Below are 1407 nucleotides of genomic sequence, written 5' to 3' on the forward strand. Positions count from 1 at the left end.
TATTCCCAGTACAAATTGAGAAATTTCCTAATTTAATTTTGTACGTCTATTTTAATTTGATAAAAGTGGACCTTTACTTCCGATTACAATGTGAGAAAAACTTCCTAGTTTATTTTGAAAATTGACAGCATAGTTCCTTCCTCTTCATTGATACGTAGTATTGAACTGTACGCAGTTTTACTTCCAGTTGACCCGGATGTTCTTCCCGCAGCCGGTCATACACACGCTTTGCTGTATGCCGTTGCTTGCGTGGAGCCTTCAGATCATCCTCAAGCCACTTGTCAATGACAGGCTTGAGGGGATCAAGCAGAGATGGTAATTCTTTAGGCGGTTTTGGAGGATCGTTAAAATCCTCCATATCCAGGTATTTCTTAACGGTTTCGTAATGATAACCGGAGCGTCGCATGATTTCGCAGATAGAGCATCCTTCCACATCATGCATTCTTCTGATATACTTAATATCGTCCATTGATAACATCCTCTCTGTTCCTCCTTCAGTTCGTCAGACAAACTAAAGGATAACTTAATTTGAGGGGTGTTACAATGGACTTTTTGCATCACAGGCCGTTACACTTTTGTACTGCGTTTTGTTACACTTTTATATTACATTAAACACTTATAAATGTGTAAAGTGTGCTTACATTACAGGATATAATCAAATAAGGTAGATAACGACTGCTAATGGTACCAAAATAAATGGTTCTGCTACATACAAAGGTGCGGCTATAGGATTGACAACCCAATAAGCAAATACAACTGCGATTAAGCACGGGTCACTTGATGGTAAAAACTATCTGGTATATGACAATGATAAAAACCAAGCTATCTGGTATGTTACAACGTAAGCGCTTGATAAAATAGTGCCTTGAATCAATATGACAGTTTATGTGAGAATCTCAATAACATACTTTTTGCACTTTTCACACATTAGTGGAAAAAGTGAGAATTAGGGGGTTCTTATGAGCGAAGCGAAAAAACTGACTGACAAATACCGCATAGAACAATGGGCAATCATTATTCGGGAACGAATTAACAGCGGCAAACAGGTTAACGAGTGGTGCGCCGAAAATAACATTTCAAGAGATAGCTACTATTACTGGCTCCGGAAAGTAAAACTTGCAGCAGCCCGGGAAAAGGCATTGACAGATGAACCGCAGCTTTCTAAGATTGTTCCGATGGTTCCGCCACAGTGTATATGCGGGAGCAGTGGTTCCGGAACGGCCATAATACTAAGGGCAAATGGAATTGTACTTGAAATACAGGACTGTGCATCAGATTCAATTATTGAACGCACACTGAAGGTACTGATGCGGATATGATAGGTGATATAACAAAGGCGCAGGGGATTTACATCGTCTGTGGATATACGGATATGCGCAAATCCATAAACGGACTGGCGTCAATTGT

Annotated in this window: 2 protein-coding genes; one reads left to right on the plus strand and one right to left on the minus strand. The window is 39.9% G+C overall.

Going from position 1 to position 1407, the window contains the following annotated elements; all coding sequences use genetic code 11:
• Window positions 1–109: 109 nt before the first annotated feature.
• Window positions 110–469, minus strand: coding sequence for a transposase (locus tag OXPF_RS22750; protein WP_162491027.1), 360 nt, complete (start codon window positions 467–469; stop codon window positions 110–112).
• A 490-nt stretch (window positions 470–959) separates the two neighbouring features.
• Between OXPF_RS22750 and tnpA the strand changes: the two genes are divergently transcribed.
• On the plus strand, window positions 960–1319 hold the full coding sequence (gene tnpA, locus OXPF_RS00910; RefSeq protein ID WP_054873337.1) for an IS66 family insertion sequence element accessory protein TnpA: 360 nt from the start codon (window positions 960–962) through the stop codon (window positions 1317–1319).
• Window positions 1320–1407: the final 88 nt, after the last annotated feature.

It is taken from the genome of Oxobacter pfennigii (genome assembly GCF_001317355.1).
In the GTDB taxonomy this organism is placed as follows: Bacteria; Bacillota; Clostridia; order Clostridiales; family Oxobacteraceae; genus Oxobacter; species Oxobacter pfennigii.